Here is a 15,898-nt window from a genome sequence, read left to right as displayed (position 1 = left end):
CGCTGAATACATGTACTGAGTGAATAGTGGCATGCGCCTGATCACCGTGGCAAGCGGTTCACGGGGATGCCGCGGGCGGGGCTCAGCCCGTGACGGCGAAGGCCTGGAGCGAGTACAGCGAGTAGCCGTACTTCGTGCCGCGCTCCACGCCCTGCACACGGAGGAAGCGCGTGTCGGCGGAAGCGTCCAGGCGCACCGACTCGGTGCCGCCGTGGCCGTCGTCGACGGTGGCGGCCGTGTGCCAGTTCTGCCCGTCGGCCGAGGTCAGGATCGTGTAGCGGGAGGCGTAGGCGTCCTGCCAGCGCAGCGTCACCCGGCCGATCCGGACCGGCCGCGGCAGCTCCGCCTGCACCCAGGCGTCGTCCTGCGCGGGGGAGGACCAGCGGGTGGCGGGGTCGCCGTCGGTGAGCGCGGAGGCGGGGAAGTCCTCGGTCTCGTCGCCGGAGGAGGTGGCGGTGGCGCCCTGCGCGAGGTCCGGCCCGCCGGTGCGCGGGTAGGCGTGCACGGTGACGGTCTGCCGGACCGTGCGGCCCTCGGCGCGGAACTCCAGCGGCACTTCGTACACGCCCGGCACGCCGTCCTCGGGCAGCGACAGCTTCACCGGCACCACGACCCTGCCGCCGCGCGGCAGTTCGATGTCGCCGGGAGCCACCGCGCGCACCCCCGGCGGGGCCTTGGCCGTCAGTGTCACCCGGGCCGCTCCCGGAGAGGTGTCGGTCAGTTCGGCGGTGACCGTCGCAGGCGTGCCACCGGCCTCGACGTCGGCCTCGGCACGGTCCAGGGTCATCCGGGCGGCCGGCCCGTCCGCGTACCAGGGCACGATCTCGTGGACGACCGGTGCCCGGGTCCCGGTCGCCGGGGTGATCCGCACCGCGTCCACCCGCAGGCCGTTCGCGGCGAGTTCGGTCCAGCCGCCGCCCAGCGCGCCGAGCCGGCGCCAGCCCTGCCCGGGCACGCGCGCCTCGACGGCGCCGTCCGCGCCGCCCTCGGGGCCGGTCAGCACGGTCAGCGCCTCCAGGGGGCGGGCCCTGCCGTACTCCAGGGTCAGCCCGTCCGCAGGCACGCGGTACGCCGTGGTCGCGTCGCCGTCGGCGGCGGCGCCGGCCGCCGGGTCGCCCGCGGAGACGGCGGGCTCGTGCCCGTCCCCGGTGGTCACGGTGAACTCCCGCACGGTGACGGCGTTCTCCTGCGCGGCGGTGGCCCGCAGCCGTACGTAGCGGGCCCGGGTGCCCTCCGGCAGGGTCGCGGTGACGGTGCGCTCGCCGGCCACGTCGGTGACCGGCCGCCAGCCGGCGTCGTCGCCCGAGGAGTACTCCAGCACCGCCTGGTTCAGGTAGTCGTCCTGTTCCGGGCCGGGTTGCGCGGAGCCCATGACGATCCGCACCTCGCGGATCTCGCGGGCGCTGCCCAGGTCCACCCCGAAGGTGTCGCCCCGCCGCGGCGGGGCGTCGCTGGCCCAGGCGGTGGAGTCCTTGCCGTCGGTCATGAGGGACGGTTCGGTGGCACGCGCCGAGCCCAGCGTCGCGGTGGCGGTGCCGTCCTCGACGCGCATCCCGGTCCAGGCGTCCGCCGTGGCCAGGGCCTTGGCCAGGAACGGGTCCAGCACCCCGTCGCCCACCGTCACCTGGCTCTGCGCGATCCGCCGCCGCGCCCGCTCCAGGGCCAGCCGGTCCTTCCAGGCGCCGGTGCCGTCGCCGCCGCGCAGCCCCAGCAGCATGTCCACCGCGTGCTCCCCGGCGGATCCGTAGCGCGCCAACTGAGCCAGCCAGGGCTGTACTTCGCCGCCGAACGCACCGCCGACCAGGCCGTCGAGCCGTTCCGGGGCGCCGCTCATCGTGGTGAAGGCGGCGCGCAGCCGGTACGCCGCGCCGTGCAGCCGCTCGTCGCTCCCGTGCTCGTACGCGTCCAGGAACTCCTCCAGCAGCGGCCGCAGATAGGCCGACTCGCTGTCGTCCAGTGCGGAGGAGGCCTCGTTGCCCGCCAGCGCGCGCAGCGCGCCGCGCGCGGCCGGGTCGGTGCCGGCGAGGTCGTCGACGGCGGCCTGCCAGGAGGAGGCGCGGTCGTAGCCGTGCGGGTTCCAGGCGTAGTCCGCGGCCGTGAACAGCGCGATCCGGGACGCCGAGGGCTGCCGCATCGCGGTCGCCAGCAGTCCGGCCGTGGCGGTCGCGACGGCCGGCTCCCGTCCGGTGTAGGGGCCGAGGAAGATGCGGTCGTCCGCCCAGTCGTTGACCGGGTAGTCGTCCATCGTCAGCAGCGGGTGGCGGAACACGTCCTGCGCTTCGGCGACCTGCGTGCCCGTGATCGTCTCCGGTACGACGCCGACGCCGGTCCAGGCCACCTCCACGGAGCGGTCCAGCGTCCGTGCGAGTTCGTGGCGGAAGTCGGTGGCGCCGTCCTGGTAGTACTCCGTGGGCAGCAGCGAGAGCGGGATCCCGCCGCCCTGCCGGCCCTCCAGGTGGCGCGCGACGGCGTTCGCGACCTCCGCCTGGGCGCGGGCGGCCGCCCGCGGGCCGTCGCCGTACCGTCCGGCGTCCGCCCGGCAGTGCCACTCGCTGTAGCTGACGTCCTGGAACTGGAGCTGGAATCCGCGCACGCCCAGGGCCCACATCGCGTCGATCTTGCGTTGCAGCGCCTTGCGGTCCTCCTGGGAGGAGAAGCACAGCGCCTGGCCGGGCGTCACGGCCCAGATGAGCGTGACGTGGTTGGCCCGGGCGCGCTCCGCCAGAGAGCGGAAGTCCGCCCGGCGCGCCGCGGGGTAGGGCTCGCGCCACAGCGCCTGGCGGTAGGGGTCGTCACCGGGGGCGTAGAGGTAGCGGTTCTGCTTGGTGCGGCCCAGGAAGTCGATCTGCGACAGGCGCTGCTCACGCGTCCACGGCTCGCCGTAGAAGCTCTCGGTGATGCCGCGGGCCCTCGCCACCGGCCAGTCGCGCACGACGACGCCGGGCAGGCCGTGCGGCGTCACCAGCTGACGCAGTGTCTGCGCCGCGTGGAACAGGCCGTCCCCGCCCGTGCCGGCCAGGGCCACGGTGCCGTGGCCGAGGACGTGGCCCACGGCCAGCCGGTAGCCCCCGGAGGGCAGGTCCCCCACGGGCGGGGCCCCCAGCGCGCGGAGCGCGGTGTCCGCGCCGTCGCCGTCGGCGTACACCGTCAGACCGCCCCGCGGGACGTCCGCGCTGTCGCGCAGCTCCCGCGCGCCGGCCTCGCGCAGGATCCGGCGGAGCACGTCCAGTGCGTACGGGTCGGCGCCCGGGCCGGCGATCAGCGTGACGGTGCCCGGGACGGCGGTGAGGCCGCCGGTCGTGCGCACCACCTGGGGCGTGGGATGGACCGGCGGGAGAGCGGCGGAGCGGGCCGCCGCACCGGCGGTGACCGCCGCGTCCGGCAGGCCGGCGGGAGGGGCGGCCGGCGCGGCCGGTGCGCCGGGCGACGCGCCCAGCATGCCGCCGACCACGGCGGCGACGATCGCGGCCGTTCTCGCTGCGGCGGTTCTCCTGCCCCGGACCATGTCCGCGACAGCCCATCACCCGCCCGAAGGGCGTGTCAACGCATCCGGGGGCCCTGCTTCCCCTCCCGCCCCGGTGGTGTGCCGCCCCGTACCGCCGGTAGCCGCCGCCCATAGGGGGAACGGCCCGCCGGTCGAGGGAAAACCCCTGTCCGCCCCACCCCCCTCGCGTGCGAGGATGGCCGAAAAACCGACGAAGGAGACGGAAACGTGCCCGGCACGAACCTCACACGTGAGGAGGCGCGCCAGCGTGCGCGCCTGCTGACCGTGGACGCATACGAAATCGAGCTCGACCTGAGCGGGGCCCAGGAGGGCGGCACCTTCCGGTCGGTGACGACGGTGCGCTTCGAGTCCGCCGAGGCGGGTGCCTCGACCTTCATCGACCTGGTCGCTCCGGCCGTCCTCGAGGTGGTACTCAACGGCACCGCGCTCGACCCGGCCGAGGTCTTCGCGGACAGCCGCATCACGCTGCCCTCGCTGGAGGCCGGCCCCAACGAGCTCCGGGTCGTCGCCGACGCGGCGTACACCAACACCGGCGAGGGCCTGCACCGCTTCGTCGACCCGGTCGACAAGCAGGCCTACCTCTACACCCAGTTCGAGGTGCCCGACGCGCGCCGCGTCTTCGCCAACTTCGAGCAGCCCGACCTCAAGGCGACCTTCGCCTTCACCGTGAAGGCCCCGGCGGGCTGGACGGTCATCTCCAACTCCGCGACCCCCGAGCCGGTCGACAACGTGTGGAACTTCGCGCCGACCCCGCGGATCTCCACCTACATCACCGCGCTGATCGCCGGTCCCTACTACGCCGTGCACAGCAGCTGGGAGGGCGAGGGCGGGCGCACCGTGCCGCTCGGCCTGTACTGCCGCCCGTCGCTGGCCGAGTTCCTCGACGCGGACGCGATCTTCGCGGTCACCCGGCAGGGCTTCGACTGGTTCGAGGAGAAGTTCGACTTCCCGTACCCCTTCGCGAAGTACGACCAGCTCTTCGTGCCTGAGTTCAACGCCGGCGCCATGGAGAACGCGGGCGCGGTCACCATCCGCGACCAGTACGTCTTCCGCTCCAAGGTGACGGACGCGGCCTACGAGGTGCGGGCCGAGACGATCCTGCACGAGCTCGCCCACATGTGGTTCGGCGACCTGGTCACCATGGAGTGGTGGAACGACCTGTGGCTGAACGAGTCGTTCGCCACCTACACCTCCATCGCCTGCCAGGCCTACGCGCCCGGCAGCAAGTGGCCGCACTCCTGGACCACCTTCGCCAACTCCATGAAGACCTGGGCGTACCGGCAGGACCAGTTGCCGTCCACCCACCCGATCATGGCGGAGATCAACGACCTCCAGGACGTCCAGGTCAACTTCGACGGCATCACCTACGCCAAGGGCGCCTCCGTCCTGAAGCAGCTGGTGGCCTACGTCGGCACGGACGAGTTCTTCACCGGCGTCCAGGCGTACTTCAAGCGCCACGCCTGGAAGAACACCCGCCTGACCGACCTGCTCTCCGCCCTGGAGGAGACCTCCGGCCGCGACCTGAAGACCTGGTCGAAGAAGTGGCTGGAGACCGCGGGCATCAACATTCTGCGGCCGGAGATCGAGACCGCCGACGACGGCACCATCACCTCCTTCGCCGTCCGCCAGGAGGCCCCGGCGCTGCCGGCCGGCGCCAAGGGCGAGTCCATCCTGCGGCCGCACCGCATCGCGGTCGGCGCGTACGACCTGCGCGACGGCAAGCTGGTGCGCGTCCAGCGCGTCGAGCTGGACATCGACGGCGAACTCACGGCGGTGCCCGAGCTGGTGGGCGCCCGGCGCCCGGCGGTCGTGCTGCTCAACGACGACGACCTGTCGTACGCCAAGGTGCGCCTCGACGAGGTCTCGCTGGCCACCGTGCGCGACCACCTCGGCGACTTCACCGAGTCGCTGCCGCGTGCACTGGTGTGGGCCTCCGCCTGGGACATGACCCGCGACGGCGAACTGGCCACCCGCGACTACCTGGAGCTGGTGCTCTCCGGCATCGGCAAGGAGTCCGACATCGGCGTCGTGCAGTCGCTGCACCGGCAGGTCAAGACGGCACTGGAGCTGTACGCCGCTCCCGAGTGGCGCGAGACCGGGCTGGCCCGCTGGACCGAGGCCACGGTGGAGCACCTGCGTGCGGCCGCCCCCGGCAGCGACCACCAGCTGGCCTGGGCCCGCGCCTTCGCGAGCGCCGCGCGGACCAAGGACCAGCTTGACCTGCTGGGCGCGCTGCTCGACGGCTCGGAGGTCGTCGAGGGCCTGGTGGTCGACACCGAGCTGCGCTGGAGCCTGCTGCAGCGACTGGCCGCGACCGGCCGCGCCGACGAGGCCGCCATCGCCGCGGAGCTGGAGCGGGACGCCACCGCCGCCGGCGAGCGGCACGCGGCGACCGCGCGCGCCGCCCGGCCGACCGCCGAGGCCAAGGCCGAGGCCTGGGCCGCGGTCGTCGAGGCCGAGACGCTGACCAACGCCGTTCAGGAAGCGGTCATCGGCGGCTTCTCCGAGCCGGATCAGCGCGAACTGCTGGAGCCGTACACGGCGCGGTACTTCGCGGCGATCGCGGACATCTTCGAGTCCCGCTCGCACGAGATGGGCCAGCAGATCATCGTCGGCCTCTACCCGGCGCTGCAGGTCTCGCAGGCGACGCTGGACGCCACGGACGCGTGGCTGGCGGAGGCCGACCGGGCGCCCGCGCTGCGCCGCATGGTCACCGAGTGCCGTGCGGGCGTGGACCGTGCCCTGAAGGCACAGGCCGCGGACGCCGCGGCGGCGTGACCGCGCCGGGGCCCGGGGACGTCGTGTCCCCGGGCCCCGGCGACGCTGGGCCGTTCGGGGGAGCCTGTGCGGCGCGGCGGGCGCGGGCCGCGCCCGGGAACGCCCGAACGGGCCGCGGCGGTACCGCGGCCCGGCCCGTGCGGTCGGTCGGGGAGGAGGCCCGTCAGGCCTGCGGCTTGCGGGACTTGTCGGTCACGGTGACCAGGCCCGCGATGACGAGGAAGGCCAGGATCGGGATGCCCAGGAACAGGCCCAGGGTCTCGATCACGCTCAGCCCCGGACCCGGGTCCGAGCCGTCGTCCACGCTGTTGGCGAACGCGGGGGACGACACGAGCAGCATCAGCGCCGTGGTGGCCGAGACGGCACCGGCGCGCAGGGCGTTCTTGTTGAGCTTGTCCACGCTCTCAAAGTAGCGAACGCTCCCGCACCCCGCGCGCCCGGGGTGGCCTTCGCGGGTGCTACGGGACATCCGTCGCCTCCATCGCCGTGCGCACCTCGTGGGCGAGGGCGTGCAGCCGCGGCGAGGCGGCCAGCTGCTCCAGGGTCAGGGGGCGGCCCTCCGCGTCGGCGATCGGCAGCCGCCAGTTGGGGTATTCGTCCCAGGTGCCGGGCAGATTCTGCGGACGGCGGTCGCCGACGCCGTCGGGCAGCCACACCCCGACCATCCGCGCCGGCGTCCTGGCCAGGAAGCGGTGCACGGCCTTGACCACGGACTCCTCGTCCCGGGTGCCCTCGGGCAGCAGGCCGAGCCGCCCGAGCAGGGCCAGCCACTCCGCGACGTCGACCGCGTCGGCGGACTGCTCCTCCTCCAGCGACCGCGTCAGCAGCCCCAGCCGGTGCCGCAGTCCGACGTGCTCGCCGGTGAGCCGCGCGGCCGTGGTCGGAAGGTCGTGCGTGGTCACGGTGGCCAGCACGTCCGCCCGCCACTCCGCCGGGGGCAGCGGCCGGGCGTGCCCGTGCCCGCCCGCCGCGGCCGCCCCGTCCCAGTCCCGCTCGAACCAGAGCACCGAGGTGCCGAGGATGCCCCGGTCCGCGAGCTCCTCCCGCACGCCCGGCTCCACCGTGCCCAGGTCCTCCCCTATGACGACCGCGCCCGCGCGGTGCGCCTCCAGGGCGAGGATGCCGAGCATGGCCCCGGCGTCGTAGCGCACATACGCGCCCTCGGTCGGGGGCCTGCCCTCAGGCACCCACCACAGCCGGAACAGGCCCATCACGTGGTCGATGCGCAGCCCGCCCGCGTGCCGCAGCACACCGCGCAGCAGATCGCGGTAGGGCGCGTACCCCGTGGCCGCGAGCGCGTCCGGGCGCCACGGGGGCAGCCCCCAGTCCTGGCCGCGGGCGTTGAAGGCGTCCGGCGGGGCGCCCACCGACATGCCGCGGGCGAGGGCGTCCTGCAGCGCCCAGGCGTCCGATCCGGACGGGTGCACACCCACCGCGAGGTCGTGCACCACGCCCACGGCCATCCCGGCGTCGCGCGCGGCCCGCTGGGCGGCCGCCAGCTGACTGTCGGTCAGCCAGGCCAGCCAGCAGTGGAAGTCCACCTGGTCCAGCCGCTGCCCGCGCTGCCGTGCGACCTGCCCCGACCGCGGGTCGCGCAGCCCGGCCGGCCAGGACCGCCAGTCGGGGCCGTGCAGTTCGGCCAGCATCGACCACGTCGCGTGGTCGTCCAGCGCCTGCCCCTGCTCGGCCAGGAAGTCCCCGTACGCCGCCCGGCGCCCCGGCGACAGCGGCACCTTGCGGACCAGCGCCAGCGCCTCGCGCTTGAGCTCCCACACCGCGTCACGGTCGATGAGCGCGTCCTTGAACAGCACCGAGTCCCGCAGCACGGCCGCCCTGCGCAGCAGGTCCGCGGCCCGCTCGCGGTCCTCGGCGTCGAGATGGGCGTACTCCGGGATCTCCTCCACCCGCAGGTACACCGGGTCCGGGAAGCGGCGAGAGGACGGCCGGTACGGCGACGGATCGGTCGGCCGCCCCGGCACCGCCACGTGCAACGGGTTGACCTGCAGGAAGCCCGCGTGCAGCGCCCGCCCCGTCCACGCCGCGAGGTCGGCGAGGTCACCGAGGTCGCCCATGCCCCACGAACGCGCCGACAGCACGGAATAGAGCTGCGCCATGAAGCCGTACACCCGCTCCGGCGGCCCCGGCAGCCGGTCCGGCGCCACGACCAGCTGCGCGGACGCCGTGCGGCCGTCCGGGGTCCGGGCACGCAGCGCGTGCCGGCCGACCGGCAGCGGCGCCTGGCCGTCCCAGCCGGTCTCGACGCCCTCCTCGGTCTCCACCCGCAGGTCCGTGCCGTCCGGCAGTACCAGGCCCGCCGCGCGCCCGGCCCGCACCACCACGTTCCGGGGCAGCAGCCGTTGCCCCGCCCGCCGCTCGTGCTCCGCCAGGGCGTCCCGCACCGCCGCGGGCGTCGAGGCGTTTACTCCGAGCGCGGCCAGCACCTCGATCACCGTCTCGTCCGGCACCCGTACCTCGCGGTCGGCCGAGGGGCGGTACGTCGGGGCCACGCCGTGCAGCACGGCAAGTCTGTCCCGCTCGGCAGCATCGGTCATCGGGGTGCCCTCCCGGGCGTTGTCGGAACAGGGCGACAGCCTGAGCCATACCCACTGCGTGGCGGTGCAGTCGCCCTCCGTGCGGGTGCGCTGCGCTGGCTGTCCGGTGTTGTGGCCTTTTCCCCGCCCGCCCTCCCGGGTGCCCTGTGAAGTCAGTGACCCCGGCGCGCGTGTGGGGTGGGCCGGGTGCGGGGCCTCCGGGGCTGCACGTCCTGGACTGGGATATTTACGCGCGTTTCCAGCACCTGCTCATCCCGTCCCTGCCCGGATGGTGCGCACAAATATCCCGCACCGTCCAGAACATCCACCCCTACGACCCCGCCCCCTCGGTTTCGTCATGCGCCTGATCCCCGGAGGGGGTGAGAAGGCGGTCCGGGGCGGCTGCGGTTGCCTGGATGCCCCCCACCGGTGTGTGGGCGGTGACGGCTGCGGCCTTGGACGGCGCCGCGTCAACGGTGGCCCGAGCACGGTGCCGCTTCCACCCCCCCCACCGGGGATCAGGCGCATGACGAAACCGAGGGGGCGGGGTCGTAGGGGTGGGTGTTCTGGACTGTGGAGCATATGTGGGTGCATGACCCGGGGTGATCAACAGATCGTGCCCGAGGCACCTAAATGTGCTGTCCAGAATGGCCGGCCCCGGAGGCCCCGACCCCGGCACCCCACGACACGCGCGTCTGGGCGCCCAGACCTCCTGGGGCACACGGGCGGGCGGGCGGGGAATGGTCGCGGCAGGGGGCCACCGCCTCAAGCTGGGCCGCGAGCGCCAGCAACGGCCCCTCCGCACCGTGGCGCCCGGCGAGCATCATGCCGATGGGCAACCCGCCGGCGCTCCACTGGAGGGGGAGCGACACCGCCGGCAGCCCCGCGATGTTCCAGGGGGCGGTGAAGGGGGTGAAGGCCAGTTGCGCGGCGAAGTCCGCCTCGGGGTCGGCGTCGTCGCGCAGGGCGCCGACGCGCGCGGGGAGCTGCGCCAGGGTCGGGGTCAGGACGGCGTCGTAGGGGTGGACGGCCCGCGCCAGTGTGCGGCCCGCGGCCTGCATCGCGCCGAGAGCGCGCGCGTAGTCGAGGCCGCCGACGCCTTGCCCCTGGGCACGCAACCACCGTGTGAGCGGGAGTAGTTCGCCCTCGCGGTCGGAGGGGACCGGCGTCAGCGCGGCCAGTACCGACCACACCGGGGTGAACGCGTCCCGGTCGCCGGGCGCCAGCGGCTGCGGAACGTCGACGACCTCGTGCCCCAGGCCCTCCAGCAGCGCCGAGGTCCGCTCGTACGCGGCCAGAACCTCCGGGTGGACCGTGACACCGGCGACGTCCGGCCGGGCCCAGCGGGCGATGCGCAGCCGGCGCGGTTCGTGGTCGCACCACCGCAGGAAGGTCCGTTCGGGCACCGGCAGCGGGAAGGGGTCGCCGGGAGCGGGGACGGACAGCACGTCCAGGAGGGCCGCGGCGTCGCGCACCGTGCGTGCGATGGGTCCGTTGACGGCCAGCCCGCTGACGTCGCCCCAGGGCGCGGGGCTGACGCGGCCCCGGCTCGGCTTGAGCCCGACGACGCCGCAGCAGCTCGCGGGGATGCGGATGGAGCCGCCGCCGTCGCTGCCGTGCGCGGCCGCCGCGAGGCCCGCGGCGACGGCGGCCGCCGCGCCGCCGCTGCTGCCGCCGGCGCCGCGCGTGAGGTCGTACGGGGTGCGGGCGGGCGGTCCCACGCGGCCCTCGGTGTAGGCGGGCAGTCCGAACTCGGGGGTGTTGGTCTTGCCGGTCAGCACCGTGCCCGCGTCCCGCAGCAGCGTCACCAGGTGCGCGTCCTGCTGGGCGACGCGGTCGGCGAAGACCGCGGAGCCGGAGGTGAAGCGGACGCCCGCCACCGGGGTGAGGTCCTTGACCGGAACCGGGACCCCGAGCAGGGGCGGCGGCTCGCCGCCGGCGAGCAGCAGCCGTTCCGCGTCCCGGGCGGCGGCCAGCGCTCGCTCGGGGGTGACCGTCAGATACGCCCCGAGCGCGGGGTCGATCCGCTCGATCCGCTCCAGGTAGTGGGTCGTCAGCTCGACCGGTGAGATCTCCCCGCGGCGTACCGCGGCAGCCTGCTCCAGCATCGTCAGCTCATGGGGTGCGGACACGGGGGCCAGGCTAGGCCCTGTTGTCACACGGGCGCCGGCCGCCCGGAGGGCGGGCCCCGCGGGTCCCCGGCTGCCGCTGGGGTGCCCCCTATGCGACGACCGGGCCCAGGGGTCGCGGGTGGCGCCATCGACGCGCGGCATCCGTCCCGGCTGTACCCGCCGGGACGTGAACGTTTCCCCCGCCTTCCGCGTCATAGGGGCAGTCGCGAAAGGGGAGGGGCGTGGCGCTGCCGAAACGGAGGACCGGGACCGGGGACGAGGACCCCCTGGCCCCGGCGCATCTCGACCGGGTCCGGGCGATCCTGGCGCTCGGCGGGGTGCCGGCGGGGGACCTGCAGGACGGGGTGCAGCAGGTCCGCTTGAAACTGCTGGAGCACCGGACCGCGGGGCGGGAACCGCTGCGGGACCCGGGCGCGTGGGCCGCCGTGGCGGCCTCCAACGTGGCCATGGACTGGCATCGTTCGCGGCGCAGGCAGGAGGGGCTGCGGGAGCGCCTCATGGCGCTGGCGCCCACGGGCGGGGCACAGCACGGCGGGGGCGACTCCCATGTGCTGGCTCTCGCGATCGCCGACGGGTTGCAGGAACTGCCGCCGCAGCAGCGGCAGGTGCTGGCCCTGCGCTTCTACGCCGACCTGCCGGTGGCCGACATCGCCAGGGCTCTGGGCGTCCCCGAAGGCACGGTCAAGAGCCGGCTGCACACCGCCGTCCGCACGCTGCGCGGCCGGCTGCACACCAAGGAGGTGGTGTGACGATGGACCCGATCGGCGAAAGGGCCGACGAGGCGCTGAGGTCGGCACTCATGGACGTGCCACCCAAGGGCTCGCCGGACGACGAGGCGTACGCGGCCGCGCTCGCCGACGTCGCGCTGCTGCGGGCGCAGCTGCGGTTGATCGGCGACACCGTCGCGGCGCGACCGCCTTCCACGGTCGCCGTGCGTCGTCCCCGCAGGCGCAGGACGGCCGTGCTGTGGCTTGCCGCCGTCGCGGTGGGCGTGCTGGCCGTCGCGGGCCTCGGCATCGCACGGCAGGCCGCCCTCGGCGGGGGCGGCACGAGCGACGCGAAGCTCGGCCCGGAGGGCGTCGTGGCCTGTGCGAGGGTGATCGCCGAGGGCGCCGTGCGGGAGGTGACGCCCACCGGAGCCCCGGGGGACCTGCGCGTCGTGCTCGACGTCGACCGCTCCCTCAAGCCCGCCGGGGGCGACCGCCGGCTGACGTTCACGATCCACGTCGACGACGACCACGACGACGTGGCCCCGCCTCCCGGGCCCGGCTCCCGCGTGCTCGTGCTGCTCTCCACCCTGCCCGGCGAGCCGGTGGACTGGTACCAGGGCCAGGACATCGCCCCCGCCCGGTCGTGGATGGAGAAGGCACTGACCGGTGCCCGGGGCCTGCCGTGCGGGAGCGGCACCGGCTGACCGGCGGCGGGCGGAGCACAGCGAAGGGGGCGGGTGCTCGTTCCAGCACCCGCCCCCCGATCGTGCGCAAGGCCGCGCGGACTAGCCCGCGTTCACCTTGCCGATGATGACGCTGCCGGTGCCCGCGGTGGTGCCGTTGGCGTTGAGCAGCTGGACCTCGCCGAAGAACTGGCGTCCCTCGGGCGCGGGGGCGGCCACCAGCACGTTCGCGGTGACGTTCGCCGAGGCACCGTTGGCCAGCGGCACGTTCGCCGCCTCGTCGACGACGACCGAGCCGAGCGACGCCGAGTAGAAGACGTCACGGTAGTCGTACGCGGTGCTGCCGGACGGGACGGAGAAGCCCTCCACCTGGACGGTGTAGGTGCCGGCCGCCGGGTTGGCGATGCTGACCGCCTCCTCGGAGTCGCCGTCCGCGGAACGGCCGACCTCGACGCCGTTGCGGTAGACGTACAGGTCCAGGTCGGCGCCGGTGTCCGCGGTGCTGCCGATCGCCACGTCGAGACGGGTGGCGCCCGCGGGCACGGCGACCTCCGTGGTGGTGATCTGACCCTGGCTGATCGACGGACGGTTCGCCTCGGCCGAGCCGAGCGCGCCGCCCTTCAGCTTGCCCTGGACGGGGGCGAAGCCGTTGGTGACCTTCCAGGAGACCGGCGCGGGGGTGCCGACGGTGGCCTCGGCGACGGTCTGCACCTCGGGGTCGAAGGAGACGCCGAGCGCGGTCGCGGTGAGGGTGTACGGGTTGGTCAGCAGCGGCGAGGTGCGCCGTGCCTCGACCTCGAACTCCCACACGCCCGGCAGCGGCTCCGCGTAGGAACGCAGGTCCGGCCGGCAGGTGTTGGCGGGGTTGTTGTAGTTCGGGTAGCAGGACGGCGTGGAGGTGTCGTCCACCGGGACGCCCCACGGGTTGATGGCGATGAAGCGGGTCTGGCTGCCCGCCGCGAGACCGCTCATCTTGACCTCGAGCGACTTGGCGCCCTCGGGCACGGTCACGAAGTACGAGGTGGTGGAGTTGCGCTCGACCGTGTCGGACGCGGTGAACGCGTAGCCCGGCTTGGCCTGCGGTGTGGCGACCACGACCGTGTTGAGGATCTGCTGGTCGACACCGCGCGTCGACGGGTCGTCGACCTCGAGGATCGCGCTGTGCGCGCCGGCGGTGTGCGGCTTGGCGGTGATCTGCACGGTGACCGGCTTGTTCAGCGGCAGGTCGACGGTGTCGTCACCGGGGAACCGCCAGGTGCTGTCGTCGTTCAGCCAGTGCAGGTCGTGGCGGATCGTGCGGTCCGGGCCGGAGGTGCGGGTGAGCGTGACGTCGTACGTCTTGCTCTGGTTCGCCTTCAGGCCGGTCTCACGGTCGTAGACGCCGGTGCCGTAGCCGGGGGTCGCCAGGAACTGCGACAGGCTGGTGGAGACCGGGGCCTTGACGGTGTAGGTGTTGGCGTCGGCGCCGGTCTTGATCAGGTGCCAGGCGCGGTCCACGTCCAGCAGGCCGGCGCCCTGGGCGAAGGCCTGGACGTCCTTGATCTTCTTCGCGGTGCTGATCAGCGCGGTGCGCAGCTTCACCGGAGTCAGGTCGATGTGGGCGTGCTTGGCGGCGGACAGCAGCAGCGCGGAGGCGCCGGCGGCCTGCGGGGAGGCCATCGAGGTGCCCTGGAGCATTCCGTAGCCGGGCGGCAGGCTGTAGCCGGCCTCGGCGACGGGGGCGCCGGGCTCCCAGGTCGGGATGGTGTTGATGGAGGCACCCGGGGCCGAGATGACCGGCGCGATGCCACCGTCCTCACGCGGGCCGCGCGAGGAGAACGGCATCATGTCGTAGTCCTTGGTGACCTGCGAGCCGTAGTTGGCCGCCCAGGTCTCCTTGGAGATCGTCGCGCCGACGCTGACGACCTTGTCGGCCAGGCCGGGGTCGCCGATGGTGTTGAGGCCGGGGCCGCTGTTGCCGGCCGAGATCACCAGCTGGACGCCGTAGTCGTCGATCAGCTGGGTGTAGATCTGGGCGCGGACGTTGTTGCCGTCGTTCAGCGCGGGCAGGCCGCCGATGGACATGTTGACGATGTCCACACCGCGGTTGACCACCAGGTCGATCATGCCCTCGGTCAGCGCGATGTTGGTGCAGCCGCCGGACCAGGTGCAGGCGCGCGAGGAGACGATCTTCGCGCCCGGCGCGGCACCGATCATCTTGCCGCCGAACAGGCCGTTGGCGGAGGTGATGCCCGCGACGTGCGTGCCGTGCTCGGACTGGATGACGCCGATGTTGACGAAGTCGGCCTTCTTGCCGATCCAGTCGCCGCCGTACGGGTCCGTCGGGACGTCCTTGCGGATCTCCACCACGAAGGGGATCCGCTCGGAGATGGCCGTGGCGGGGTTGTCGGTGCCGAAGTACCCGACCTGGAAGCCGTCCTTGTACGGCTTCATCGGGGTGTCGTCACCGAAGTTGCCGTTGTCGTTGAGGTCCACCCGGACGGTGCCGGCCGCGGGGTCGTAGAGCACGCCCCACAGGTCGGTGGTGTCGCCGTCCCGGTTGAGGTCGCCGGCCATGTCGCCGCCGACGGTGGCCGACTCGCGGAACACCGTGACCTGCTGGGAGGGGTCGGGAGCGGTCCAGGTCCTGGCGCCCACGGTGACGGTCGGCCCGTTGGTCATCCGGCGCCACGTGGCGTCGCTGTCCAGGATCGGGTCGGTCGCCGTGACCCAGTCGACGATCTTGCGCTCGCCGGTGGTGGTCTTCTGCAGCGCGGGGTGACCGAGGTCGACGCCCGAGTCGAGGATGCCGATGGTGACGCCGCGGCCGTCGGACTCGGGGTTCTTGCGGACGAAGTCGACCGCGCCGGTCTCCCAGGCGGGCTGGTACGGGTTGACCGCCGGGGTGTTGGCGTCCGGACCCGGGTAAGCGGCGGCCGCGGACTTCTTCGCGGCGCCCGTGGTGCTGTCGCCCGTCGGGGTCGGGTCGTCGAGCTTGATCTCCTGCTTCAGGTCGACGGCCTGGACGGAGGAGAGCTCCTGCGCCGCCGCGATGGCGGCGTCGGCCTTGCCGGTCGGGACGGTGGCGCGGACGTACCCGAGCTTGTCGTACGTCCGGTCCACCGAGGCGCCCTTGAGGGCGTCGATCTCACCCGAGATCTGTTCGGTGGAACCCGCCTTGGTGGCGATCATCATCGTGACGTTCTTGTCGCCTGCGGCCTTGGCCTTGGCGAGGAGTTCCGCGTCGGCGGATCCGAGCTTGTCGCCGGCGGTCTTCACCGCGGCGTCGGCGGGGTCGCCCCCTTGGTCGGCGAAAGCGGTGGAGGCGGATATTCCGGTCGCGGTCAGCGCGGCGACGAGTCCCGCAGCGAGCGCGATGCGGACGCGTCTCTTCCCGCGTATGTGTTCAGGAGACATGGGCATCCTTGTTCAAGATTTGGGCGCCAGTTGACCGACACAGTGGTCCATGTGCCGGGTTGTTGGGGAGTGCCGGAGATGGCGCAGGTCTGCCATGACGCGAATGCGTCAACTTGCAGGCGGGCGCGAATGCCGCAGACCTTCCCAACCCGGTCCATGTCGC

Annotated in this window: 8 protein-coding genes; 3 read left to right on the top strand and 5 right to left on the bottom strand. The window is 73.7% G+C overall.

Translation table 11 applies throughout. The features are described from left to right. Positions 1-82 precede the first annotated feature (82 nt). Positions 83-3,505 carry a beta-N-acetylglucosaminidase domain-containing protein gene (locus PV364_RS19565; protein WP_319661375.1) on the bottom strand — a complete coding sequence of 1,141 codons (3,423 nt, stop codon included), beginning with the start codon at positions 3,503-3,505 and terminating at the stop codon, positions 83-85. Positions 3,506-3,712: 207 nt separating this feature from the next. On the opposite strand from PV364_RS19565, the gene pepN reads away from it, so the two are divergent. After that, positions 3,713-6,283, top strand: a complete 2,571-nt coding sequence (gene pepN / locus PV364_RS19560; RefSeq protein WP_319661374.1) for an aminopeptidase N — start codon at positions 3,713-3,715, stop codon at positions 6,281-6,283. A 163-nt stretch (positions 6,284-6,446) separates the two neighbouring features. On the opposite strand, the gene PV364_RS19555 is transcribed toward pepN, so the two are convergent. From PV364_RS19555 to PV364_RS19545, 3 genes are all read right to left on the bottom strand, one after another. Then, the gene (locus PV364_RS19555) at positions 6,447-6,683 is read right to left on the bottom strand and encodes a hypothetical protein (protein WP_319661373.1); all 237 of its coding nucleotides are present in this window, start codon (positions 6,681-6,683) and stop codon (positions 6,447-6,449) included. 58 nt (positions 6,684-6,741) lie between these two features. Next, a complete protein-coding gene (gene malQ / locus PV364_RS19550; RefSeq protein ID WP_319661372.1) occupies positions 6,742-8,835 on the bottom strand; it encodes a 4-alpha-glucanotransferase in 2,094 nt (697 codons plus the stop codon). 608 nt (positions 8,836-9,443) lie between these two features. Beyond that, a complete protein-coding gene (locus PV364_RS19545; protein WP_415924576.1) occupies positions 9,444-10,946 on the bottom strand; it encodes an amidase in 1,503 nt (500 codons plus the stop codon). Positions 10,947-11,167: 221 nt separating this feature from the next. Between PV364_RS19545 and PV364_RS19540 the strand changes: the two genes are divergently transcribed. Both PV364_RS19540 and PV364_RS19535 read left to right on the top strand, forming a co-directional pair. Beyond that, positions 11,168-11,695 carry a sigma-70 family RNA polymerase sigma factor gene (locus tag PV364_RS19540; protein WP_319661371.1) on the top strand — a complete coding sequence of 176 codons (528 nt, stop codon included), beginning with the start codon at positions 11,168-11,170 and terminating at the stop codon, positions 11,693-11,695. After that, positions 11,692-12,360 carry a hypothetical protein gene (locus PV364_RS19535; protein ID WP_319661370.1) on the top strand — a complete coding sequence of 223 codons (669 nt, stop codon included), beginning with the start codon at positions 11,692-11,694 and terminating at the stop codon, positions 12,358-12,360. Before PV364_RS19540 ends, PV364_RS19535 begins: the two co-directional genes overlap by 4 nt. An 81-nt stretch (positions 12,361-12,441) precedes the next feature. Here PV364_RS19535 and PV364_RS19530 read toward each other — a convergent pair whose 3' ends face one another. Then, the gene (locus PV364_RS19530; protein ID WP_319661369.1) at positions 12,442-15,741 is read right to left on the bottom strand and encodes a S8 family serine peptidase; all 3,300 of its coding nucleotides are present in this window, start codon (positions 15,739-15,741) and stop codon (positions 12,442-12,444) included. Positions 15,742-15,898: the final 157 nt, after the last annotated feature.

Origin of the sequence: Streptomyces sp. MI02-7b, from assembly GCF_033793585.1 — a bacterium.
In the GTDB taxonomy this organism is placed as follows: Bacteria; Actinomycetota; Actinomycetes; order Streptomycetales; family Streptomycetaceae; genus Actinacidiphila.
This window is presented reverse-complemented; position numbering and strand designations above follow the sequence as displayed.